Genomic DNA, 23,791 nt, shown 5'->3' on the forward strand with positions numbered 1-23,791 from the left:
TCAACTTAAAACCGCCACGTCCTCCCAAAAGCTATCGCTTTCGGTCGTGATATGATAATCCTCGAAAAAAACATTTGCTGCAGAAGATTCCTTGTCCTGTCGCGAACGTTGAAGTCAGCACAGCCTGTTCAAGCTAGGCGCTGGAGCTGGACACCTTTCTAATTGTTTATAAAAATTAACTTGCTAAATGCTCATTGGCTTCATTTTTCTTGCGCAATTTTTTAATATCAAATCGGATTAAAATGGATACGGCTAATGCTATAACAAAAAGTACGGCAAAGCTTGTTAAGCTGGATGCATAGCTTCCTGTTGAATCCTTCATCCATGCTGCGAACATTGGACCTGCCAGGCCAGCTGCTGCCCATGCTGTAAGGATGTATCCGTGGATGGCGCCCAGTTGCTTCGTTCCAAAAACGTCTCCGATGAATGCCGGGATAGATGAGAATCCTCCCCCATACATCGTATATACAATTGCCAGCATGATTTGGAATAACATCGCTTCCTTTGTGTGAGGCAAAAGCAAGAATAAGGCAATTTGGGATACAAAGAAAATCGTATACGTATTCGGGCGGCCTATAAAGTCGGAGATGGATGCCCATGCAAGGCGGCCCAGTCCATTGAATATGCCCAGAACCCCAACAAGCGTTGCTGCTTCTGCTGTTGTTAAACCGATGCTTTCCTGTGCCAATGGCTTCGCGGCTGATAGGATCGCAATACCGCAAGTTACGTTGATAAATAGCATCATCCACAAATAGTAGAAACGGGATGTTTTTACTGCTTCATTCGCTGTTAACTGTGCCAAATCCTGTTTGATTTTGATTTTGCCGGCTTTTGCTTTTTCCTTCATGCCCTCTGGTGCCCAATTTTCAGGCGGTCTTTCTAAGTATAAAGAAGATAATGTCATGATGATTAGGTACGCGGCACCTAGAATATAGAACGTATTAGACGTGCCGACAGATTTAATAAGTGTATCCATGATTGGGCTTGCTACCGCTGCTGCAAAACCAAATCCCATGATGGCAAGACCTGTTGCAAATCCTCGGCGGTCAGGGAACCATTTTACCAATGTGGATACAGGAGCAATATAACCGACTCCCAATCCGATTCCGCCAAGCACACCATAGGTTATGTACAAAAATGGCAATGAACCCATGCTTACCGCGAGGCCAGCGCCCAGCATTCCTGCTCCGAAAAATCCTGCTGCAAGCAGCCCTGCTTTTTTGGGACCATGCTTTTCGACGAAATGCCCCAGAAAGGCTGCAGACAACCCTAAAAATAGAATGGCCAAACTAAAGGTTAATTGTACCTGCTTCGATGTCCAGCCAAACTCTTCAATCAATGGATTGGTGAAGTTGCTCCAAGCATAAACGGATCCGATTGAAATGTGGATCCCCACTGCTGAAGCGGCAATCAGCCACCGATTTTTTGTCTTTTTCACTTCTTTTCCCCCTCAATAAATAGTTCTCCCTTTTAAAAAGAACCTTGTGAAGCTCAATCCCTGTGTTTATGTAAGTAAAACGGTTACAGGAAAAGTTTCTTGAAATAAAAAAACCGCCAATCTCTCCGGCATACACATTTTTGGTATGCAGAAGAAAGATTGACGGTTAGTATCAAGCAGGATTCGCTACTTAAGGACCAACAGTTAATCGTTTTCAAATCTTGTGACACTTTAACCGACGACAGGTTCGCTATCTCAAATCAAAATGTGACAGATTTATGAACTTAACTTCAAAAAAATCATATCACTTTGAAAAAACTTGTTCAAGTCCTTTTTAAACTTTGTTATATCAATTTTTCACTATTGTGAAGTTGGGAAACCGTTTTCACTTTTTCTGCAAAAGACCTTATATTAGCAACATTGTGCATTTTATTAGTAACTTACAGGATATATTAGCAGCTCTATTACGGAACCCTTTTCCAGTACCAAAAAATGGCCCGGTGAAAAATCACCAGAGCCATTCTTTAATTATTTCCCCTTCTTCACTTCATGAAGCAAATCAGGATAGTTTGTGAACATGCCGGTTACACCCCAATCAATCAACTGCTGCATTCTTTCCTTGTCATTGACTGTATAGGGATGCAATTCAAGTCCGCTGTTCACGACCTTTTGTACATATTCTTCATTTAGATAAGTATGGTTCGGGCCAACACCCATTGCATATTGCTTCATCTCTTCAATTTCTGCGTCGGTAATCGCTGCATTCGTTTTATAAGAGAGTAATTGAACCAGTTTAATAGATGGATCTAAATCATGCATCACTTTTAGGCTTTCCGCGCTGAATGACTGAACAAGAAGCTTTTCTTTGTTGATTTCATACTTGTCGACAAGGCGAATAAGCTCTTTTTCCATGCCAGGGTACACATCCGGTGACTTTGTTTCTATGTAATAGCTCTTATTTTTGCCGAACTTCTGAAAAACCTCCTCAAGTGTTGGCACCTTTAAACCTTCATATTCCGGATTAGCGAATTGCGGATATTTTTCATTAAACCAGCTGCCGGCATCAAGCTGCTTGATTTCTTCAAGGGTAAAATCTTTTACGAGCCCCGAACCATTTGTAGTGCGGTCAACCTTTACATCATGCATCGCAATCAGCTGCCCATCATTCGTCATCTGCAGGTCAATTTCGATATAATCACCATGCATTTTTTCTCCCATTTCATAGGAAACCATCGTATGCTCTGGTGCATAAGCCGACGCGCCGCGGTGCGAAACATTCACGATTTCTTTATACTTATCTTCCGCCATCGCCGCTCCTCCCCCAACAGTAGCACTAAGACCAATTACAACTGCACCAATCGCCGAAATCATTTTCTTTTTCAAATTCCCCATCTCCTATGTCTATAATTCATTACATATTAAGAATAGAGACGAAGTATTAAGTCTATTATAATCTGATGTAAAAACTGGAAGAATAATAGATTACAAGAATATTAATGTGCGTAAAATGGCATAGGCCATTCATGCTAAATGCTGCTTTTGTTGAAGATTGTAATGTTTTTATAAGTTTTGTCGAATCCGTTTATTTACAGTTTAATTTGTCGATAATAGAATATAGTATTTTATCAATCCCCGGATTAGGAGCCGAGTATATGACCACAACTTCGACTACTATAAAACAACTTTATATTGAAATCGATCACCTGCGACAAAAGATGATTTCTGTTGGAAAAAGAAAGGGATTGTCACATCCAGAAACGCTCATGTACAGTGAAAAGCTCGATCAGCTTATCTATAAAGTACAGCGAAGCAAATACATCCTCTAGAGCGTCCCCCCATTTTTTACGCAACTGCTAGTTAAATAATCCAAAAAACGCACACTCTTTTAATAAGGAGTGTGTTTGTTATGACTGCACGTTTATTCGTGTTCATTAATGAACTCCATCTATATCAGCATCCCAGTTATCTCCTTTTTCCTGAACTTAAAGTGCATCTTAGTTGAGAAAAGATAAAAAGATTGCCATAATGATAAGAGCATTTACATAAAACTTTACAAGGAAACGGAGATATTATGCGAAGTAAACTTATGCTTTTAGCGGCCATCGTTCTTCTTGTCCTGACTGCATGTGGTCAGGATAAAGCCGAAGACCCTATTACCTTAAAAGATCAGAATAGCAATGAAGTAACTTTTCCGCAGGACAAGCCAGCCCTCTTCTTCTTTATCACCACATACACCTGAGGACTCTGTCAACAGCAACTGGTCGAGTTGCATCAGAACATGGATAAATTAGAAGGCATGGACGTAAACATGTATATCGTCAGCAATGACCAGCCCGAGCAGCAGCTTGAGCTGTATAATGCACTTGAAGAAAAAATGGGGCATAGCCTCCCGTTCGTATCAGACCCTAATATGGAATTGATTGAACGAACTGACATGAAAAACGGTGATACAGCTTATAGAGGATACGCCTTAATGGATACAAAGGGCAATGTCGCGTTTAATACCGTCAATGACCACTGGGGTGAAGAAATCGATAAAACGGCCAAAGAAATAAAAGAAGAATATGATAAGTTATCCAATTAAATTTTGGGTACAAAAAAAACACGCTTAGCAGCGTGCTCAGGAATCCCTGTCTCTATCTTTAAATTGGAGCATGGCGATTACAAACATACCGAAACTGATCATCAGAGATAACACTTCAAAGGTACCCATTCATACATCGCCTCCTTACCTTCAGCTTTCCCGGAATCAAACTTGTCCTATACTCGGGAAAAGTTCCTAATTGGATATCCGTACAAAAGGCCTAAAGGAAAGGTAATGATCCGAATCAAAACATTAGTCTTTGAAAATGGCATAGAAAAAGGGTTTGGAATTGCTCCAAACCCTTTTTTATTTTTGCTGTTTTCGTAAAGTTTGTTGCTTTTCACCGGCAAACTTAGTTAATCTAACTGAGTTGATTGCAGCGGAGGGCACTTGATCCTCGAAAATGCATCCGCATTTTCTTCGTGCGGTGTTTATTCGTGGATGATTATTCAATGTCCTGCGGGAAGTGAGGGAAGTTTGAGACCCCACAGGCGAAGCCGAGGAGGCTCGCATCGCTCCCCGCGGAAAGCAAGTGCCCCGTGCTGAAATCAACGGGCGAATTTATAAGCCAAAACAACAATCTACGAGAAAGAGCGTTTATTCTTCACGGCAATAGTCTATGGCAGCACAATTTGATAATCAGGAATATGAAGGTAAAAATTAAAGTTAAATCGCTTCGTTTTTAATCCCAGCCTGCTGTTCCGCCGGCAAAACAATTTCAATTTTTGTCCCCTCGTCCACTTTGCTGTCTATTGACAGCCGTCCATTATGGTTTTCGATAATTTTGTAGCAAATCATAAGGCCCAGCCCGGTGCCCTTCTCTTTTGTTGTATAAAAAGGCTCGCCAAGGCTTGGAATTCGATCTACAGGAATGCCAACTCCCTGGTCAATAAATTGAATGGAAACAGTCTTTTCTGTTTCATTCTTTACTTTTATTTCAATTTCGCCACCATCGGGCATTGCTTCAATTGCATTTTTAATAATGTTTAAAAACACTTGTTTTAACTGGTTTTTCTCGCAAATGATCAATGGCAATTCCGGATCATATTCTGCAAAGATTTGGACATTGTTCAAGATTGATTGGGTATTGCTCAGTGTAATTACTTCGTTAATTAATATTTTAATGTTTTGTGATGAATAGATATCTGCAGTCGGTTTGGCCAGCACAAGGAATTCACCGACAATTCCATTTATGCGGTCAAGTTCCGATAGCACAATATCGAAATATTCTTCTTTTTGGGTGCTGGACTTGAACAGCTGTACAAAGCCTTTTATGGAAGTAAGCGGGTTGCGGATTTCATGTGCAATGCCGGCAGCCATTTGCCCCAACAGTGCAAGTTTCTCTGATTTTTGAAGCAGCTGTTCTGTTTCCGCTTTTTTGTCTGAAATATCTGCCCCTATGGAAAGAATAGCCTGGCTTCCTTCAAAATCCACATATAATGAAGACACTTCAACATATCTCATTTTTCCATCTAACCGCTTGATCTTATATTCCGTATTATTCAGGAGAGTTTTTTCTATTTTTATATGCTGGGATCTTTCCTGGTAGCGGCCTAAATATTCAAGGTCAATAAAGTCCAAAATCGGCCTTCCGATTAATTCGTGCTTATCTTTAGCCCCTAGCATAGATACTGAAGATGAATTTGCATATAAGATTTTATTATCCTTATGTATAAGAACGGAAACTGGCATTGATTCCAATAATAATTTATAGCTGTTTTCACTTTCCCTGGCTTTTTTCCCATAGTATCTGCTTTTATCAAATTGCCATCCCACAAACCAGGCAATGACGGTAAAGATAAAAAAGTCGATTGTTATAAATGCTTCATTAGAAAAAATGGATTGATATGCAGTGAACATTATAGAAATAAGCACCAATAAAATTTGACCCAGTCGATTCTTCATAAAGTCCTCTATTATCTAAATTTATTTGTATATTATATTAGCATCAAATTAATCAGAAGAATATAATTTCTGAAAAAATTCTAATCCCTCCCTAAATCAAAAAGCCTGCCTACTATACAACTTGGGGGCAGGCTGTTTTTTTACATGGATGAATTGTTTTCTTTCTGGATTTGAAAAGGGGCTTGATCATGGCTTTTCTTAAAGAAGTGCAAACTCAGGAACAGCTCTATTAGGAAAAGAGCAAGGATAATCCATATCCCCAGATATAATACAGCTTCCTGAATACTTAATAATGTATTACTCTCTATAAGGCAAGAGTCTTGACCAGATAGCTATCCCCAAATTGCTTAAAAACAATGATTCCGCAAATCGAGGTCCCTGCCACCCAAGTTCCTATGCCAAATCGATTAATGGGATTTGCATAGTGGATATTTTTAAATTCTCCTTTAAAAATCGTCATAATAAAAGAAAACAAAAAGGATAGCCACAAGGCCAAATCCAGCATGCTAAGCAGTTTGCCAAAAAGACTTTATATCATTATATCACTTAAGTATACAAATACACGAACCGCCAATATGTACATTAAAACCCATCCGATAGGGATGGGTTTTTAAAATAGGCTAATTAATTCTTAGGAGCAAGTTCCACTGCCTGGCGCATTGCTTCCATTAAACTTTTTTCGTCTGCAATTCCTTTTCCAGCAATATCAAAGGCTGTACCGTGGTCTACACTTGTACGGATAATCGGTAAACCGACTGTAATATTAACACCTGCATCCAATCCTAACACTTTAACAGGTCCATGGCCTTGATCGTGGTACATGGCTACGACTATGTCAAAGTCTCCTCGGACAGCTCTGAAAAACAATGTATCCGCAGGAAGCGGTCCAATTGCATTAATGCCTTCTGCCTGTGCTTTTTCGACACCAGGAACGACTTTTTCTTCCTCTTCTCCATATCCGAAAAGGCCATTTTCACCTGCATGAGGATTGATTCCGCACACAGCAATTTTGGGTGATTCAATCCCCGCTTTTTGAAGTGTATTATGCGCAAGCTTCAGCACGTGATAAACTCTCTCAGGGTTAATCATTTTTACGGCATCAATGATCCCAACATGTGTAGTGACATGAATAACCCTTAAGTTTGGCGCAGAAAGCATCATGGAATAATCTTTTGTATTGGTCAAATCAGCTAAAATTTCTGTATGGCCAGGATACATGTGGCCTCCTTTTTGCAGGGCCTCCTTATTTAATGGTGCCGTACAGATGGCATCAATGCGTTTTTCCTTTGCCATATTAATCGCTGCAGCCAAATATTCAAAAGCAGCATGTCCTGCTTCAGGAGATACCTGCCCGATAGGAAGATCTGCAGGCAAAAGGTTCAAGTCAAGACAATGAACGACTCCATGCTTATAAGAAATCTCGTTCAGCTGTTCTGCTTTTACAGGCTTAATAGAAAGCTTGCTGTTAACAAATGACTTAGCCCGCTCAAGAATTTTACTATCACCAATGACAAGCGGGTTGCTGATTTCATACATTTCAGCGTTTGCAAGGCTTTTTAAAATAATTTCTGGCCCAACACCTGCTGCATCCCCCATTGTTATGCCTACTACTGGTTTAGTTTGACTCATAGTACTCAACCTTTCTTGTCATATAATGTATAGCATTCACCAGGGATTGTTCGTTTCCAAATCCGCCGGCTTTTGTTACTGCCCAATAATTTTTTTCTTTACTGCTCAACCGTCCAAAAGGCAGTCCCGCCTCTACTTCTGAATGAAGCTCCATTTCTTGTATACCCAATGCTAAACAAGCTGCCTTAGCTATGTCTCCGCCTGTTAAAATCAGGCCGTTCATCTCCGGGAAGTCAGTTACAAGTTCGTTTGCAATTTGCCCGAGTCCCTTTGCAATTCTTTCGCCAACCTGCTTTATAGACAAACCAAGTGCTTCACCAGCTTGCCTGGCTGCCTGGCGGTTCTGATCGGACGAATCCACATAGACAACGATATGCTTTTTATCATCATTTTTACGAATCCCCGAAATGATTGTTTCTATATCAATTGTATTATTCACCAATTGAACAGAATCGATTTCTGCAAAATAGGATTGTTCAAGTGACCTTATTTGTAAAAGCTGTTTTTTTGTCACCTGAGATAAACTTCCGGAGATTGTCAGTGTTTTTTCCACGTTAAATCCATCATGTCGTCCCTCGCTCTGGGAAGTCAGTTTCAGCGCATCAGGCAAATATTCAACCAATGCACCAGACCCTGTCCAGATAATCCTCTTCTGCAAGCTTGTGAAAATCTCAGCTATTAACTGCAGATCCTCTTCCCTTTCACCATCGCAAACAATCCAGCTCTTACCCGCAGAAAGGGCATTTTCGATAAAATCAAGAATTGGCGCTTTTTCACCGCGGAGCAATTCCAGGTCAAGCAATGCCGGATCTTGTCCAGCGTGCTTTTTTAACATATCAGGCAAATAACTTTCCGTTACCGGTGTCTTCGGATCCTTTCCGAATTCTGTTTCGGTAATCAGTTCGCCATTTACATAATGATGGCCTGAAACTGTCGTGCGTTTCATCTTTGGAAATGCAGGCGCAATCACGATTATGTCCGGATTATACACCTTTTCAAGCGCCGCAAGCTCAGCCGGGATATTTCCTCTTAATGTTGAATCCACCTTTTTATATACATGGCCATAGCCCTGTTCAAAAAGAAGAGAAGCAGCTTCTTCCACTGCTTCATATGCTTCTTCTTGTGTCTTAGCGCGGCTATCGGTATCAACAATTAAGACGTCAGGATTAGATTGAATATTTCTCTTTGTAAAATCTAACATAACGGTTGCAGTCAGCCCTTTTTTCGCCAGCTGTACTCCTGAATCATTTGCACCTGTAAAATCATCTGCAATGATTCCAATTTTTTTCAACACAAGAACCACATCCTTAGCCATTAACTTTCATGATGTTTCCCTCTTTGAATTCGTAGCCTTTTCTCTCTAGACGTTTAACTAGGAACGCTATATAGAGAGGAAGCAGGATTGCTGTTGTAACAGTGGATGCCGCTACTTGGACCGTCGCCAATTCCGCATACTGGGCAAAGCCAGCACTTGCAGCTGCGATGGCAGCAGGAGTTGCTACAGCATTTCCGGCAGTTGACCCTTCAGCTGCACCTACGATTGGATTCCACTTAAGCGCTTTAAACACTAGATACCCGGCTGTACCAGTTACGAATACTGTTAATAGCCCAAGAATGATACCTGATAATCCGCCTTCAACAATCGCACCAAAGTCGATTCCCATACCAAGGGCGAAAGCAAAGAATGGAATTAACATAGAGCTTCCTTTATCCAGAAACACTCGCATTTCTTCATCTAAGTTACCTAAAACCATCCCAACTAAAATTGGAAGCAGCACAGCGATAAATGATTGCAACGAGAACATGCCGTCAACGAAGCCCATTGCCCCAAAGATTGATAGAGCTACCATTGTTAAGAAAGGTCCGTCATTCAAAGCAAGCAATGAATAGGCTGCACGGTCTTCTTTGCTGCCGTACTGGCCGACAAGCGCTACGAATAAACCGCCATTACTGTTTGTCATGGCTGCAATGATCGCAATTGGAGCCAAGCCAAGCCATAATCCATTTTCGCCTGCAAACATGTAAGCGATTAACCCAAAGGCCGCTCCAACTACCCATTTAGTTGCTAATAGAGTTGCCCCTTTTCCTACAGAAACCCCAAAAGATTTCACGTTAATTTGAGCACCCGTGCATAATAGGAATAAAGCAATTAATGTAGAGGCACCGTTTACAAACAATGCTTCTGTAAAATTCCCTATGCGAAGCAAATTAGGCGCAAACGTATTTAGTATTGCTGCAATTAGCAACGGCACAACCATCATACCGCCAGGAATTCGCTCAAGAGTTGCTTTAATCTTCATAATTTTAACATCCCCTTTATTTATGTTTCAATATTAAACAGTTACTGAAAACGATTACAGTTTTATATTAAACGCTTTCAATGCAAAATACAACACTTTTTTAAGAATATTAGATTGGTATTTTTTATAACTCGTTCAACTGCTGCATTTTAAAACAGATCATTTTACTTTAACTTCCGTCAAAAAAAGATTTATAAATCCACAAAAAAAGAAGCTGAATTTTATTGTTTCAGCTTCCTCCATAATGTGGAACGGTTGATGCCCAGCCGTTTGGACACCTTTGTTTGATTTTGGTTTTCCTCTTCCATAACTGCTTCAATTATACGTTTTTCGATTTGGTCCAGGGTTCCTGTTAACAGGCCTTCATCAATTTGAACTGGACGCTGCTTCTTTCGTTCAAGCTGTTTGGCAACTGTTTCTTTTCTAATGGTATATCCCTTTTCTGCAGTCACTACGTCATACAGAAAGGTTTTTAATTCTGCAGCGTTCCCAGGCCAGTGATATTGCTCCAAAAGTTCAATGGCTTCTTCCTTAATCTTTACCGCAGAAGTTCCCAATTGCTGATGGAAACTTGCGATAAAATAAGCAGTCATTGGCCTGATATCCTCCTTGCGTTCAGTTAATAAAGGTATATAGACACGATTGGCTTGGTCATCAAAAATGGCGGAATAAAAATCTTCTGTTTCAGCGTACAGAGAAAGGATGACATCTTTGCCAGCCTGATTCCATTGTTTACAATGCTTTACCAATTCGGCTCTTTCCTTAGAAGAGGTTTCTTCGGCCCCATAAATAAAAATGGTACGGGTGTCTTTATCAAATCCATCAGACATCTTCCTATGTTCCTTCGCATGGAAAGACGCAAATAGCCCGTTTCCCTGGTATCTTAAGTAATGGATATACCGTGCTATTAAACCCTTTCCTGTACCAGCTGCTCCGATCAAAACCCAAAAATTGCGGTTATTGTTTCCAGAAACAGACGCCAGACAATCCTTCATAGCCTCGCTCTCTTGTATAATCATGGGCAGCTGAGGAACTGCCTCGATCTTCACATAAGAAGAGGCATGTTTCTCACTTTCAAGCTCTGAAATAACAAACTGGGTAAAGCTCTCATCCCCAATTTGCAGATTGGAAATCCGAATTTTAAGCACTTCTTCTTTTATACCCTTCATTGTCACCACAGAGTTAGGGCTTTCAATCCGATGAACCAGAGTTAACAATTGGCTTGTTTGGATCGGGGGGGAAGAGAACGTATTCCATTGCTCAAATACTATATCTCCCTTGCTGTCAGCAACAAGAATGTTTTCCGTGTTCACCTTAAGAATTGCCTTAAGCAGCTCGTTTTCCATTTGTTTTTTCCTAAAAGAATGATATACCGATTTCACTTTGTAAAATGAATCGAAAATCGCTTCTCTGCCCGACTGAATGAGAATTCCCTCAAGCCCAAATTTAGCTGCGGCTTCTACTGTAACCACATCACCCATTATTAGTTCAAAGCCATTGGATTTCAGATCAAAGACCAGCGCTTCAACTTCCTCTTCCTTTGCTACCGTGAAAACCTCAATCCCTATATCCAGAATATCTGTTATCGTCTTCGCACCGAGAGTAATGTTCGAAAACCCAACAATAGCCTTTTTGCCTGGAAAGTCATTGGCCAAGGTTAAAACCCGCAGCATATCATACCCCGATACCTGAACATCAATAACAGGAATGCTCGTCTCCTGTTCAATTAGTTTTGCAGTACCCCCGCGGCTGATAATCATTTCAGTTCCATCAGCTTCCGCGTTTTTCACATAAGGAAGAGCATGTCCTAAGTTTCCACTTTCAATCTTAATATCCAAATCCTCTTCTATTCCCCTGCACTCCTCTATTAGAGGAATCATTGCAGGATAAGGAGCAATAAATAACGTTTTTATTTTCATCACATTCACCTGAATTTATCTTACCATTCATTAATAGGACACACCAATAAAATAGGAAAGACTTCTTAAAGCTTTTATTGCAAAATGAAAAGCCCAGAAGAGAAATCAATCTGGGCATAATGTTAATGTATATAAAAAATCCTTTTAAATGAAAATAAATATAATCATTTTTAATAGCGATTTTTCTATACTTGATAAAAATTTTAAGATACGGATAAATAAATTTTTAACGCAGACATATAGACTCAAGTTCTTCTATTTGCCAGAATTAGTACCTTTTTATGAATAGCAGCCCGGGATTTTATTTTACTTGCCCATTCCCCTTGATGATGTACTTGGTCGAAGTTAAGGCCTGCAGCCCCATTGGTCCGCGGGCGTGAAGCTTTTGGGTGCTGATGCCGATTTCCGCGCCGAATCCGAACTCGAATCCGTCGGTAAAGCGGGTTGATGCATTGTGATAAACCGCGGCTGCATCTACTTCATTGAGAAATTTTTCAACATTCTCCAGGTTAGCAGAAACGATTGCTTCAGAGTGTTTGGTACCGTACAGGTTAATATGCGAAATTGCCTCATCTAGACTGTTTACCACTTTCAAAGCGACTTCCAAGCCAAGATATTCCGTCGCCCAGTCTTCTTCGGTGGCCGGAATGATCCGCTCTCCCTGAACTCTCTCATCCCCATGAATGGATACTCCTTTTTCCTGCAGTGCAGCCACAAGCTCAGACAATGCTCCCCACTCTTTTTGAACCAGAATCGTCTCGCATGCATTGCACACAGACGGACGCTGAGTTTTGGCATTTAGCGCAATGTTAATCGCCATCTCCTTATCAGCACTTTCATCAATAAAAACATGGCAATTGCCTGCTCCTGTTTCCAAAACAGGCACGATCGAATTTTCTACAACCGTTTTAATCAGCTTTGCACCGCCGCGTGGGATCAGCACATCAAGATATTTATTCAGCTTGAACATTTGAGAAGCCGTTTCCCGGCTGGTATCCTCAATCAGCTGGACTGCATCAACAGGGAGGACGCTTTTTTCTAATGCATGATGAATGACCTCGACAATCGCCTTATTGGAATGAATCGCCGTCGAACTTCCGCGCAGCAATACAGCATTGCCTGTTTTCAAACACAGACTTGATGCATCGACCGTCACATTAGGACGCGCTTCATAAATCATGCCGATTACGCCAAGCGGAACACGGACTTGCGAAATCGAAAGTCCATTCGGGCGCTCCCATTCGGCCAAACTCTCTCCCACTGGATCATTCAGCACTGTCAACTGAATCAATGCATCAGCCATATCCTGCAGACGTGCTTCATTCAACCTTAGCCGATCCAGCAAGGAATCATTCATGCCGCTTGCTCTTCCAGCAGCAAGATCCTTTTCATTTTCCAATAAAATAAAATCCTTCTCCTGCATCAGCTGGCTGGATATCAACTCAAGTGCATGATTCTTCTCCGCGGTTGTCATTTTCGCCAATAAAGCTGCTGCTTTCCGTGCTTTTTCCCCTTTTTGAATTAATTCCATTATCTCGTCCCCCTCCTTTGTTGGCTTACCCATTGGTCGCGGTGGATGACCACACTGCGGTCACTATTGGCAATCAGCATGGCTTCAGCACTCGGCAACCCTTTAATTTCACTTAATTCATCAGATGAAAAATTAACTTGGCCTCTCCCGATGATATCTCCTTTCGGACCAACAACCTCCACCACATCATTAACCAAAAAGTGGCCAGTAATGTTGGTGACACCTGCAGGCAGAAGGCTTTTTCCCTGTCTTAAAATCGCTTGAGCAGCACCCTGGTCGACTTCAATTTTTCCGTTTGGAACTGAATGCAGCGCCAGCCACTGCTTCGATGTCTTCACACTCGCCTGAGCGGCATTGCCGATATAGGTTCCATCCCCTTTGCCATCGAGAATTTCAATTAGCTTAGCCGGTCCGCTTCCCACACCGATAAACACCTGCACACCCAAAGCCAATGCTGTGCGGGCTGCCTCCAGCTTCGTCACCATCCCGCCGGTTCCCACCTTAGAGCCGGATCCTGAAGCAGCCTTCATCATATCCTCCGAAATTTCACCAATAAAGTTGTATTTTTTAGCCTGAGAATTTGTTCTCGGATTTGAATCATAGATGCCGTTGATATCGGTCAGGATAATTAAATGCCGTGCCTGAACCAGTCCGCTGACCAATGCCGACAGCATATCATTGTCCCCGAACGCCAACTCTTCGACAGAAACAGAATCATTTTCATTGATAATCGGCAGGATATTACGCTTTAAAAGCTCCGACAAGGTAGCGTTGGCATTTTGATATTGTTCTTTATGAAGGAAATTCTGTCTTGTCAGCAATAACTGAGCGGCAACAATGTCATGTTTTTTTAATTCCTCCGTATAGCCCTGCAGCAAAAGCCCCTGACCAACTGCGGCAGCTGCCTGTTTTCCGGCAATGGTTACCGGACGCGAAGGATAGCCAAGATCCGCAAAGCCTGCCGCTACCGCACCTGATGAGATTAATATCACTTCATGCCCAAGTTTCTTCAGCCGCGCAAGTGCTGCCACATGCTCCTGAAGCTTCTCAATGCAAAGACCGCCATTCGTATTTGTCAGCGAACTGCTGCCTATTTTTACTACGATTCTCTTCTTCTTCATTTCTTGCCACCCCCTAATCTCCAGCCCTTTTTTAAAATAGGCTATGTTAAACCTTTGATGTTGATTTCCGCTGCAGGCGCTCAGCGAACACCGGCTGTCCGGGTGCCTCTTAAGCCTGCGGGCTGCACTGCGCAGGACATTGAATAAGCTCCGCACACGAAGGAAATTTCAAATGCATTTTCGAGATTACGCCCGTTCCGCTCCAAACAAAGCTTAAAATAAAAAAAGCCCTCCTGTCCCTGTAAAAAAGGACGGAAGAGCTTTGTCTTTCGCGGTACCACCTTCATTGGCACTTAACATACAAGTGCCCGCTTTGGAACTCCCCTAACGCAGGAGTACGGCCAGGTTTGCCTGGCAGTTCAAGGGATAGGTTCAATAGCTTTGCAGGCTGCGGAATCTTTCAGCCGGTGAATCCCGCTCTCTTCTTGCCTGAGTTCCATTTACTGGTTCCCTGTCATGACTTTTATACAATAGAGTTCATTTAATTAGAATTATTATGCACGCTGATGAATTTTATGTCAATGAATAAAATGCGAACTATGATAGTTTTTTTCAAAAGGAAACTAAAATATGCCATTTAAATACTCGAAGATAACTTTTTGCATGGGTATTTTATTTTCATGCTAACATTCTAATGAAGGGTTTAAATGGTCATGGTTTCCTGTCTAATGTCGTGCAATGCATTGCGCACCTTTCCAAATTCTGATGCATGCGGCCGGTCATCGCCATCTCCGTATCCATAGTCAACCATACGGTTCCGGTTCAGACATAACTTAGTCAGTTCCGCCTTGAAGAAGTCGAACAGTTTGAATCGCTCTTCAAGATGCGGAAACTTTTCCTGGTATGCCTGAATTGCTTCCGCAAGGTGTGACCAGAAGTCTTTTTCCTCCATCAAGTCGTTAGTAACCAGAACGTTTGCCATGTATCGCAGGTGGCAGATGAACAATCCTGTAAAAATAAATTGAGTCAGACCCTCTGGCGGTTCACTGCGCAATACGGACTTCATGTTTTCGTCGAGACCGGCGAGCTCCGGGAACGGCTGGTCTGATATGTTGACATCATCCACATAATCCTTCACTGCCAGTCTAGCAGGCTTATAATCTTTTAATATTAGAATCGTGTTTTGCCCATGCGGGGAGAACACAGTCCCGTATTGATAAAGAAAATGCAATAGCGGCGGCATGATGGTGCCAAAGAATTGTTTGATCCACTCATCAGCATTTAACCCTGATTTTTCAATTAAACTCTGCACAAATGGTTTGCCGTCTGGATCAACATGATGCAGGGCTGCTAAAGTAATAGGCTTTTCCCCTTCTTTTAGATAACCGTAAATACTTTCCCGCCAGATCGTTCCAAGCATTTCAAGGTATTGATAAGGAGCTCCTTTTAATTCACTGTAGTGAGGATGACTTACATTGATGCTTGCCACTTCACCAGGCAGTACTACTTCGCACTCCTCCTTTAAAAAGCTGTCATTTTCAAAAATGTCTTTCACAAATGCGGTAACCTGAGGGGCTATAACCGTTCTCTCTGAAGGCAGCCCGCGATAGACAAGTGTATTGAGTATGCTCATCGGCAGCTTCACATGGTGTTTGTACCTGTTTGTAAGGTTTACAAACGTTCTGATCGATTGCTGAGGCAAATAATGATCTGTCCCTTCGTCAAGCGGGATTATCTTTTGATTGGCCAAATCTTCCGGAAAATTTTGTACAAGTACATTCAGCCATTGCCATTCATGAACCGGCATGAAATAGTACTCCTGAGGGGATTTTCCATACTTTTGGATGACCTCCCGAAAATTTTGGACCATCTCTTCACCCAGTTCATTCGCAATCAGTTTATCATAATGCAGTTCACTGACCGATTGGAATTGAGCAAGGCCACGATGAACGGCAATCCAGAAAAGCTTTGTTTCTCGCTGCATTTCAGGTGCATACTTCAAATAATCATCAAATCCGAATCCTATCCGGCCTTTATTATATGTAATCCATGGATGCCCGGACATTTCTCCTTCAAGTTCGGCATAATCCAGTTCTGTTAATTGATCAGATGTTTTTACGTGATGTGCCAGCAGATACGCATCGGCAATAAGCGTGTGATTTAGTTCTTTAATTAAATGCCCCGCTGTTTCAGATGACATTCCAATGTTCTCCTGAATGTCAGTTAAAAAGCGGATCGCATTTACCTCAGGCCTCCAAACATTCTTTTCCATTACTTCGATTGTTTCCTCCTTGACATCATAGCTGTCAAAGTAGCGTTTTTCCGCTTTAAAACGGTATTTTCGTTCATTCTGGGTCGTGAGAACATAGTACTCATTAACTTTTTCCGGATGGATCATATCCTCATACATATATTCCGCAAGCATTTTAGCCAGCAAGCTTCTATTAACTTTCTCCCACGCTTCTTTTTGTAAAATAGCTTCTGTTTCATTCAGATATAACATGCTATTCCTCCTAATCTATAATATGAATATCAGTTTTTTTCTCTTATTTGGATTAGCCCCGTCTGATTTCACTGAACAGCAGCTTTCTTCAAAGCTGGCTGTACTTCAAATGCTTGGAAAACATTCTTTTGACTTAGATGATAAATCTCGCGCCCATACAATTTATTCACGATCATTGCATTGCGGTATGCGCCAAGGCCAAGGTCCGGGGCACCCACTCCATGGGTATGAAGCTCGCCATTTTGAATGAAGATATCATTCTCCTGGAGCCCTTTGGTCTGCAGCCGATAATCGCGTGTCACTTTATACCTGTTTTTTTCATCCCACTCAATATGATTCTGCATGTTTAGCAAAAAGTGCGGAATAGACGGAGAATAGCCTGTTCCTAGGATGACGATGTCAGACAAAAGCTCGAAAACTTCTCCCGTAACATCCTGTTTCAGTGTCAGAAGATTTGTTCCATCTTTCTCTTTTAGATCCAGCAATTCTGTCATCGCCTGCAGGTGAATTTCGGGGTTCTCCCTGCCTACTGTTTTTTCATAGAGTAAGTCATAGATGTCTGCTATCGTGTCCATGCTGATGCCTTTATAAAGCAGATCCTGCTTTGGCAGAAGCTCATCCTTTGCCGTTTGCGGCAGCTTATAAAAGAAATTCACATAGTCCGGTGAAAAATACTCCAGTCCCAGCTTTGAATATTCCATGGGGAAAAATCCTTTCGATCTCGTAAACCAGTTTAAAGAATACTTACCTGTAGCCTGATCTTGCAGAAGGTTATGAAAAACCTCTGCAGCGCTTTGACCGGAGCCAATGACCGTGACTGATTTTGACTTTTGGAATTCTTCCTTCCGTTCCATGTATTGAGAGGAGTGAATGACGTTCTGTCCAAGACTTTTCTCCAGATGAGCCGGCACAGCTGGACTTGTTCCAATGCCAACCGCCAAATGTTTACTGTAAAAACTCCGGATCTCTCCGGTCTCCACTTTTTTTACAATCACCTCATAAAGCTGGCCCTTCTCACTTTTTACAGGATTGATTTCCTCCACCTGGTTCCCAAACCTGCAATGGGGAAGCTGACTGGCCACCCAGCGGCAATAATCGTTATACTCTTTCCTTGGAATATGGAATTTTTCAAGAAAATAAAAGTGATACAGCCTGTTATGCTCCTGAAGGTAATTTAAAAAGGTAAATTTACTTTTAACATTTGCCATACTGACCAAATCTGCGAAAAATGGTACCTGTAGCGTCGTCCCATCAATCAGCATTCCCTTATGCCAATTGAATTCTGTTTTTTGTTCAAAGAACAGGGCATGTTTTCCTCCGGTTTCTTGAATCATGGCGGCAAGTCCAAGGTTGAAGGGCCCAATGCCGACTCCGATTATGTCATACACTTTCTCAGGATGTGGCTTTTGCAAAAACATTTCCCCATCTCCTCTCAAACGTTTCTCTCCTGCAGTACATCAGCAAGCCCGTTTTGTCCGGGAGCGTAATTGGCTTTACCCTTTCAAAGCCGCATTTCTCAAAAACATGAATCATCTTTTCATTCCTGATATCCGGCTCGGCAATTACTTTTTCAGTATCCTTCGATAAAAATTGGAAGTGTACCATGGCTCGCAATAGTGGCAGGGCATAACCTTTACCAAGATAGTTTTTATTGCCGATCAGGAGATGGATTCCTTGATCGGATTGGTGTGCTTCATAGCAATTTTCTACCACATCCCCTTTAACCCAATATGCTTCCCAATAGCTCACCGGGATTCCATCCATTAAGCCCAGATACAAAGTCTGATGCGAATCTTCCAAAAATTTTTGCAGATGTGCTCTGTATTCTTCAAACGGCATATCCAGGTTCCAATACGGAATGACATATGGCTGCTTCTGCCATGTATGCAAAAGTTTCACATCCCGGTCAAAGTCAACTTTTACAAAAGAAATGGTCTTCTTAGTTGAAGCATCATAATAACTAAAGTCTGGCTGCATCGGGAATCATCACCTTTTTTAACGGATTTGGGATATTTGTGTAAACAGACTGACTCTCCAGTGAGCCGACAAGCTCATCCATATCATGGAATCGGGTTAGGAGATTGGCTTTGCATGGCAGGTATTCCATTTCAAGCAAGCTTCTTAGCAAGTCGGAATTTCTGCACGCTTTTTCGTTATGGTGAGTCAGACGCTTTTTCAGGATCATCAGCAATTCCGATTCATCAATAAGGCCTGAGGCTCCAAATCCATTAATTAATCCAAACAAATGATTCATGAAAAAATAGTACCGGAATCGTTCAATTGCCACTTCATCACTGCAAATCGTGACACTTTTACGGTTTAGTCCAGGAACCTGCTCAGCAAGAAGAGCTGCTTTTGATTCGCTATAATAATAGCCTTGATTATCCCGATAATAGAATTGGTTCGGGTACCCTTTTTCCAGCTGAATAATGGCGTTCTGCTGATGGGCTTCCAATGCGATGCCATAAGTCTCATAGAGCCAAATTAAAGGATCTAATGTCATGGATAAGTATTTCTCAAACCAATCCCTGCTTACTTCCTGATTAGTCCGGCCCTCCCTTTCTGCAATTTCTTTGATAACAGCTTCAATACGTGTCTTGCCGCCGAAAGGATGGTCCTGAACAAAGCCTGCTATTAAACTGGCATTCTGTCCGTTTTGATAAAAAGGATTCTCCCGGATCACCACTTCAAAGCCAGAGGTTTCTTTTTCCGACGGAATGTTCAGGTAAGCCGGATCGCGTATAATGCGGAAAGACGGATAAAGCTCCCCAAGCTGTTCTCCAATTTCCGATTGCATTAGCCGTGTCACTTCCACACCCCTGTGAAGTTCTTTTTCCAAATTCACGCGCAGTGAATTCGTGATTTTAACCGGAACCGAGAACTTAAACATATACCTGTAATTATGGCTATACACGGAGCGCATCGAAGACGTTGCTGAGAAAGGCTCAGCATATGGCCCGATATAGCTCAGCTTTCCTGACAGAATTAAGTCCTGTACGTATTCGTCCTTTAACAGGATGGGCACTTGGAGAGGATGAACAGGAATATATACGGATTGCTCATCCTGACCGTATTTCTCTAAAAATCGCTCATCTTTTTTTAGAAGTGTGAAAGTCATTTCCTCAGCAGTTAGCTTATCAGCAGAGTCCTGATCGACTAGGGACCGGTCCGCTTTAAAAAAGTGCAGCTGGAATGATCCTTTTAATTCAGGTGAATAAAGGGACTCTTCTTCAAAAGTCATGCCCTGCTTGCTTTTCGGTGTCGGATGAAGCAGGTGGCCCAGTAAAAGCGATTGTTCTGCCTCGATAAACGTGAAATCACTGTTCTCCAGATTCCCGGCATCCTCTTCCCGTTCCCGCAGATACCGCTGAATATTCCGGCAGCTTAAGATGGTCCGCAGCATTAGCTCGTCTTCCGCATCTTCACGGTTTTGTGATAGCAATAATTCCTTGCTGATAACTGACACCATGGTGACATAGTCAAGCGGGGCTGCCTTTCCATTACTTTCAATTGATATAGGAAAGTGAAATAAATGTCTCCCGGTCAGTGACCAATGCTTAACTGCCGCATGAATCACCGAACCCTGATTGGTCAGGTTGATTTTCAGCCACATAGCTGGAGCCTCACCAATCCACTCCATATGGGTATTCTCATTTTCATCTAGTATAAAATTCTGCGTTTCCCGCAAGTAGCAGTTCAGGAAACCTTGCATGCTTGCCTTCTCTGCTTGAAGTTTATAGTATTTCATTTGGCAACCCCCTCGAAATTGTACTCTTCAGCAAACTGTATAAGAGAATGAAAAAGAACCTCCATGTCCTTAATGGTGGTGCGCGGGTTAAGCAGTGTAAATTTTAGAAACACCTGCCCGTTTACTTTTGTCTTCGCCATTAAGGCTAACCCGCTATGTAAAACCTTTTTATAGATGTACATATTCAGTTCATCTGGATCGCGTCCTTCTTTAAACCGGAACACCACAGCGTTCAGTTCAGGATTGGAATTGCTTAATTCAATACCCGGTATTTGTTTCATAAATTCAGCCGTTTGTTCTGCCAGCCTAATCGTATGATCGATCATATCGGAAAAATTCTTTTCCCCTACAAGCCTCAGAGACATGTAAAGCTTGAGAGCGTCAAAGCGCCTCGTTGTCTGGACAGATTTGTTCACAAGATGGGGAAGGTCTTCCTTCTCTGGATTTAAGTAATCAGCATGATGTGTCAGATGCCTGAAGCATCGTTTGTCTTTTACAAAAAAAGCTCCGCAGCTGATAGGCTGGTAAAATAGCTTGTGAAAATCCACAGTAATAGAATCTGCTTTTTCAATTCCCTGCAGCTTTCCCCGATGCTTCTCACTTAGCATCACGGCCCCTCCATATGCTGCATCCATATGAAGCCAAAGCCCATGCTCTGCAGCTGTTTCAGAAATCTTATCCACCGGATCAATACTTCCGAAGTCAGTCGTTCCACAAGTAACTACTACACAAATTGGTATGAATCCGCTTGATTTCAGCCTCTTGATCTCTTCTTTTAGAGAAGAAATATCCATTCGCTTCCTTTTATCAGTTTTCACCTTTACAACTGCCTGTTCTCCAAGCCCTAACTGAGAAGCTGATTTTTCCACAGTGAAATGGGCGTTTTCTGAACAAAGAATCCGCAGCTTATGACTCTCTGGAGGAAGTCCCTGTATTTTCGTGTTCCAATTCCAGTGTTTTTCACAAAAGTGATCTCTCGCCAGCAGCAATCCCATATAATTTGATTGCGTTCCACCGCTTGTAAAGGTGCCATCCGCCTGATCGGATAGCGATAGCTTTTGGCACAGCCAGCGGATCATCTTTTCCTCCAAGTAGGTAGCCGCAGAACTTTGGTCCCAGGAATCCATTGATTGGTTCAAAACAGCAATCATCAACTCAGCTGCGATTGCCGGAACTAGCGGCGGACAGTGCAAGTGTGCCATACTGGCTGGATGTGAAACATGTATGCTGTTGTTTACAACCTTCTGCATGATCTCATTCAGAACAACTGAGGGATCTTCACCTCTTAGAGAACTGTCCGGTAAAGCGGCTATGTCGTTTTCAATTTCTTCCGGTGTTTTGCCATTGAATACCTGTGTTTGCTGTTTATAATAATCGCTCAATAAATGCCCTGATTCAGAGATAAGCCGCTGAAAGCTTTGAAGGCCTTCAGCGGTGTTATTTAAAAAGAATTGGTCAAAATTTGTTTTCGTCATGTTCCACCTCTAGAGCGGCAAGAACCGCTTCCTTGAAAATCGCGATTACTTCTTCAAGCTGTACATCCGTAATGATCAGCGGCGGCAAGAACCGGATTACACTGCCATGTCTCCCGCCGACTTCAAGAATTAAGCCCCTGTTGAAGCATTCCCTCTGTATACGGCTTGCAAGCTGAGGATTTGCCTTAAAACAGTTTGTTCCACCAGCAGGCTCTGAAGGGTTCACCATCTCTACTCCCACCATCAGTCCGCGCCCTCGTACATCACCCATCTCAGGTACAAGATTCTGCAGTTCAGAAAGCTCCTGAATTAACTTATTTCCTAAAGCTGCTGCATGTTCAGCCAAATGATTTTCTTTCACAAAACGCAATGTTGCCGTTCCGGCCGCCATTGCCATCTGGTTACCCCGGAACGTTCCGATGTGGGCGCCGGGTGACCATTTATCAAGTTTTTTATCATATATGACAACCGATAGAGGCAGGCTCCCGCCAATTGCTTTCGACAGAACCACAACATCTGGAACAATGTCTGCATGCTCAAACGCAAAAAGCTTTCCCGTACGTCCTATGCCTGTTTGCACTTCATCAATGATTAACGGAATGTCACGCTCTTTCGTGATTCTCCGTATTTCCCGCAGCCATTCCACAGGCGCCGGAATGGAACCCCCTTCACCCTGTACGACTTCCAGAATCATAGCTGCCGGCGGCAATATCCCGCTTTCCGGATCATCCAGAAGATTTTCTATGTAGCGGCTGCTGATTTTATGTGACTCCTCTCCGCCTACTCCGAAAGGACAGCGGTAAGCATACGGGTATGGCATGAAATGGACATCCGGCATGAGACCTTGAACCTTTGCCTTTGGCCCGAGATTCCCGGAAAGGGCCATCGTCCCATGGGTGGCTCCGTGATACCCGCCCTGGAAGGAAAGAATACTCCTTCTCCCTGTTGCGGTTTTGACCAGTTTGATCGCCGCTTCAATGGCATCGCCGCCTGTCGGTCCACAAAACTGGATCTTTGCGTTGTTTGCAAGCTCTTCGGGCAGGCTCCTGAACACTTCACTCACAAACTCTTCCTTCACAGGTGTCGTTATATCCAATGTATGTAAAGGCCGCTTGTCATGAAGAACTTTCTCAATGGCTTTGATTACGGCTGGATGGTTATGTCCCAGTGCAAGGGTTCCCGCTCCCGCTAAACAGTCAATATACTTTCTGCCATCTGCATCTTTAACATAAATGCCTTCTGCTTCTTCAATGGCAATGGGAATGCGTCTTGGATATGATCTTGCATTTGATTCACGTTTTTCCTGCTGTTTTAAATAAAGCTCATTTGTTTTGTCTATTTGAAAGATACTCATCATAACCCTCCTGTTTTGTGTTGAAAATGATTCTCATTATTGATTACTCCATTACTTTAATTGATAATGATTATCATCGTCAATAGGAATTTTTCCCTAATACCTCTTCTTTTTTTTAAAACCACTAAATTCGCACAGGTCTTAAGAAGTGATTCTACTTGCCTTCCTATTAAGCTGGGATTTACTGCCATGGAAGGGTTTATCAGGAGGTTCAAGATAAATAAGCCACTATTGGATCTTCCCTCTTTCCTCTTCAAAATGGCTCAGGAATAGAGCATATAAATTTAAGTCTTTAGTCACCTTTATTTCTAAAAATTTTCCCGAGAATTATATTTCTCTTCTGA

The 23,791-nt window shown here is 42.2% G+C and carries 18 protein-coding genes, 1 pseudogene and 1 other annotated feature; of the genes and pseudogenes, 3 read left to right on the plus strand and 16 right to left on the minus strand.

Annotated elements, in window-relative coordinates:
- Positions 1–175: 175 nt before the first annotated feature.
- Both DFO73_RS01420 and DFO73_RS01425 read right to left on the minus strand, forming a co-directional pair.
- Positions 176–1,438, minus strand: a complete 1,263-nt coding sequence (locus DFO73_RS01420) for an L-lactate MFS transporter (protein ID WP_110063004.1) — start codon at positions 1,436–1,438, stop codon at positions 176–178.
- A gap of 528 nt (positions 1,439–1,966) precedes the next feature.
- On the minus strand, positions 1,967–2,821 hold the full coding sequence (locus DFO73_RS01425) for a glycerophosphodiester phosphodiesterase (RefSeq protein WP_110063005.1): 855 nt from the start codon (positions 2,819–2,821) through the stop codon (positions 1,967–1,969).
- 269 nt (positions 2,822–3,090) lie between these two features.
- Between DFO73_RS01425 and DFO73_RS01430 the strand changes: the two genes are divergently transcribed.
- The 3 genes and pseudogenes from DFO73_RS01430 to DFO73_RS01435 form a co-directional block, all read left to right on the plus strand.
- Positions 3,091–3,264 (plus strand): aspartyl-phosphate phosphatase Spo0E family protein, encoded by a 174-nt coding sequence (locus tag DFO73_RS01430; RefSeq protein ID WP_110063006.1) that lies wholly within the window; start codon positions 3,091–3,093, stop codon positions 3,262–3,264.
- Between the two features lie 245 nt (positions 3,265–3,509).
- A complete protein-coding gene (locus tag DFO73_RS28395; protein WP_181395879.1) occupies positions 3,510–3,677 on the plus strand; it encodes a hypothetical protein in 168 nt (55 codons plus the stop codon).
- A gap of 15 nt (positions 3,678–3,692) precedes the next feature.
- Positions 3,693–4,022, plus strand: a pseudogene (locus DFO73_RS01435) (redoxin domain-containing protein); the annotation flags it as partial.
- Positions 4,023–4,058: 36 nt separating this feature from the next.
- On the opposite strand, the gene DFO73_RS28960 reads toward DFO73_RS01435, so the two are convergent.
- The 14 genes from DFO73_RS28960 to DFO73_RS01510 form a co-directional block, all read right to left on the minus strand.
- Positions 4,059–4,151, minus strand: a complete 93-nt coding sequence (locus DFO73_RS28960) for a putative holin-like toxin (RefSeq protein WP_219993412.1) — start codon at positions 4,149–4,151, stop codon at positions 4,059–4,061.
- Between the two features lie 537 nt (positions 4,152–4,688).
- Positions 4,689–5,927, minus strand: coding sequence for an ATP-binding protein (locus tag DFO73_RS01440; protein WP_110063008.1), 1,239 nt, complete (start codon positions 5,925–5,927; stop codon positions 4,689–4,691).
- A gap of 624 nt (positions 5,928–6,551) precedes the next feature.
- The gene (gene pdxA, locus DFO73_RS01450) at positions 6,552–7,556 is read right to left on the minus strand and encodes a 4-hydroxythreonine-4-phosphate dehydrogenase PdxA (protein WP_110063009.1); all 1,005 of its coding nucleotides are present in this window, start codon (positions 7,554–7,556) and stop codon (positions 6,552–6,554) included.
- Positions 7,543–8,850, minus strand: coding sequence for a four-carbon acid sugar kinase family protein (locus DFO73_RS01455; protein WP_110063523.1), 1,308 nt, complete (start codon positions 8,848–8,850; stop codon positions 7,543–7,545). The genes pdxA and DFO73_RS01455 overlap by 14 nt, the downstream gene beginning before the upstream one ends.
- 13 nt (positions 8,851–8,863) lie before the next feature.
- Positions 8,864–9,856 (minus strand): 2-keto-3-deoxygluconate permease, encoded by a 993-nt coding sequence (locus DFO73_RS01460; protein ID WP_110063010.1) that lies wholly within the window; start codon positions 9,854–9,856, stop codon positions 8,864–8,866.
- 221 nt (positions 9,857–10,077) lie between these two features.
- Complete coding sequence (locus tag DFO73_RS01465) at positions 10,078–11,775, minus strand: sigma-54-dependent Fis family transcriptional regulator (RefSeq protein WP_110063011.1); 1,698 nt, start codon at positions 11,773–11,775, stop codon at positions 10,078–10,080.
- Between the two features lie 301 nt (positions 11,776–12,076).
- Positions 12,077–13,306, minus strand: coding sequence for a glutamate-5-semialdehyde dehydrogenase (locus tag DFO73_RS01470; RefSeq protein ID WP_110063012.1), 1,230 nt, complete (start codon positions 13,304–13,306; stop codon positions 12,077–12,079).
- Entirely contained in the window at positions 13,306–14,427 is a 1,122-nt protein-coding gene (proB, locus tag DFO73_RS01475; RefSeq protein ID WP_110063013.1) for a glutamate 5-kinase, read from the minus strand. The genes DFO73_RS01470 and proB overlap by 1 nt, the downstream gene beginning before the upstream one ends.
- Positions 14,428–14,671: 244 nt before the next feature.
- Positions 14,672–14,894: a binding site (T-box leader), on the minus strand.
- A 176-nt stretch (positions 14,895–15,070) separates the two neighbouring features.
- Positions 15,071–16,870, minus strand: a complete 1,800-nt coding sequence (locus tag DFO73_RS01485) for an IucA/IucC family protein (protein ID WP_110063015.1) — start codon at positions 16,868–16,870, stop codon at positions 15,071–15,073.
- Between the two features lie 68 nt (positions 16,871–16,938).
- Entirely contained in the window at positions 16,939–18,288 is a 1,350-nt protein-coding gene (locus tag DFO73_RS01490) for a lysine N(6)-hydroxylase/L-ornithine N(5)-oxygenase family protein (RefSeq protein WP_110063016.1), read from the minus strand.
- Entirely contained in the window at positions 18,263–18,847 is a 585-nt protein-coding gene (locus tag DFO73_RS01495) for a GNAT family N-acetyltransferase (RefSeq protein ID WP_110063017.1), read from the minus strand. The genes DFO73_RS01490 and DFO73_RS01495 overlap by 26 nt, the downstream gene beginning before the upstream one ends.
- Positions 18,831–20,618: an IucA/IucC family protein gene (locus tag DFO73_RS01500; RefSeq protein ID WP_110063018.1), complete on the minus strand. Its 1,788-nt coding sequence runs from the start codon at positions 20,616–20,618 to the stop codon at positions 18,831–18,833. The genes DFO73_RS01495 and DFO73_RS01500 overlap by 17 nt, the downstream gene beginning before the upstream one ends.
- Positions 20,615–22,093 carry a pyridoxal phosphate-dependent decarboxylase family protein gene (locus DFO73_RS01505; RefSeq protein ID WP_110063019.1) on the minus strand — a complete coding sequence of 493 codons (1,479 nt, stop codon included), beginning with the start codon at positions 22,091–22,093 and terminating at the stop codon, positions 20,615–20,617. Before DFO73_RS01505 ends, DFO73_RS01500 begins: the two co-directional genes overlap by 4 nt.
- Positions 22,074–23,447, minus strand: a complete 1,374-nt coding sequence (locus DFO73_RS01510) for an aspartate aminotransferase family protein (RefSeq protein WP_110063020.1) — start codon at positions 23,445–23,447, stop codon at positions 22,074–22,076. The genes DFO73_RS01505 and DFO73_RS01510 overlap by 20 nt, the downstream gene beginning before the upstream one ends.
- Positions 23,448–23,791: the final 344 nt, after the last annotated feature.

This window comes from Cytobacillus oceanisediminis, assembly GCF_003182355.1.
Lineage (GTDB): Bacteria > Bacillota > Bacilli > Bacillales > Cytobacillaceae > Cytobacillus > Cytobacillus oceanisediminis_A.

Bases quoted from the DNA above. Each gene is read 5' to 3' on its own strand.
- pdxA (WP_110063009.1), bottom strand. From the start codon at position 7,556: ATGAGTCAAACTAAACCAGTAGTAGGCATAACAATGGGGGATGCAGCA.
- DFO73_RS01510 (WP_110063020.1), bottom strand. From the start codon at position 23,447: ATGAGTATCTTTCAAATAGACAAAACAAATGAGCTTTATTTAAAACAG.
- DFO73_RS01470 (WP_110063012.1), bottom strand. From the start codon at position 13,306: ATGGAATTAATTCAAAAAGGGGAAAAAGCACGGAAAGCAGCAGCTTTA.
- DFO73_RS28960 (WP_219993412.1), bottom strand. From the start codon at position 4,151: ATGGGTACCTTTGAAGTGTTATCTCTGATGATCAGTTTCGGTATGTTT.
- DFO73_RS01430 (WP_110063006.1), top strand. From the start codon at position 3,091: ATGACCACAACTTCGACTACTATAAAACAACTTTATATTGAAATCGAT.
- DFO73_RS01490 (WP_110063016.1), bottom strand. From the start codon at position 18,288: ATGTTTTTGCAAAAGCCACATCCTGAGAAAGTGTATGACATAATCGGA.
- DFO73_RS01440 (WP_110063008.1), bottom strand. From the start codon at position 5,927: ATGAAGAATCGACTGGGTCAAATTTTATTGGTGCTTATTTCTATAATG.
- proB (WP_110063013.1), bottom strand. From the start codon at position 14,427: ATGAAGAAGAAGAGAATCGTAGTAAAAATAGGCAGCAGTTCGCTGACA.
- DFO73_RS01460 (WP_110063010.1), bottom strand. From the start codon at position 9,856: ATGAAGATTAAAGCAACTCTTGAGCGAATTCCTGGCGGTATGATGGTT.
- DFO73_RS28395 (WP_181395879.1), top strand. From the start codon at position 3,510: ATGCGAAGTAAACTTATGCTTTTAGCGGCCATCGTTCTTCTTGTCCTG.
- DFO73_RS01465 (WP_110063011.1), bottom strand. From the start codon at position 11,775: ATGAAAATAAAAACGTTATTTATTGCTCCTTATCCTGCAATGATTCCT.
- DFO73_RS01505 (WP_110063019.1), bottom strand. From the start codon at position 22,093: ATGACGAAAACAAATTTTGACCAATTCTTTTTAAATAACACCGCTGAA.
- DFO73_RS01500 (WP_110063018.1), bottom strand. From the start codon at position 20,618: ATGAAATACTATAAACTTCAAGCAGAGAAGGCAAGCATGCAAGGTTTC.
- DFO73_RS01495 (WP_110063017.1), bottom strand. From the start codon at position 18,847: ATGCAGCCAGACTTTAGTTATTATGATGCTTCAACTAAGAAGACCATT.
- DFO73_RS01485 (WP_110063015.1), bottom strand. From the start codon at position 16,870: ATGTTATATCTGAATGAAACAGAAGCTATTTTACAAAAAGAAGCGTGG.